Origin of the sequence: Caballeronia mineralivorans PML1(12) (assembly GCF_001028175.1) — a bacterium.
Classification (GTDB): Bacteria; Pseudomonadota; Gammaproteobacteria; order Burkholderiales; family Burkholderiaceae; genus Caballeronia; species Caballeronia mineralivorans.
The window spans coordinates 1-344 of sequence record NZ_AEJF01000276.1 but is presented as its reverse complement, the minus strand read 5'-3'; the positions used below and the strand labels follow the sequence as shown (position 1 = coordinate 344).

Genomic DNA, 344 nt, shown 5'->3' with positions numbered 1-344 from the left:
AACGCGGCGCGGCAGATGCCGTATTGCCGTCGAAACTGACCAATATTCTGGCAGTAGGCGGTAACGCGGTGATTACTGCTGAAGCCTACACAGAACTGGGGCAGCTTTGCGAAACCTTTCCGGGCATTGCGGTTTGCGTTGAACCGGAATCGGTCGAGGCGCTGGTGGCGGGGATCCGTCAGGCGCTCCTGCTGCCCAAACACAACACGGTGGCACGTGAATATGCCGAACGCACGCTCGATAAAGAGAACGTGTTACGTCAATTTATAAATGATATTCGGGGATAATTATGGCGCAGTCGAAACTCTATCCAGTTGTGATGGCAGGTGGCTCCGGTAGCCGCT

At 54.9% G+C, this 344-nt stretch carries 1 pseudogene; it reads left to right on the top strand.

Features of this window, described 5'->3' with window-relative positions:
• Positions 1–287 (top strand): annotated as a pseudogene (locus EOS_RS42635) (hypothetical protein); the annotation flags it as partial.
• Between the last annotated feature and the right edge of the window lie 57 nt (positions 288–344).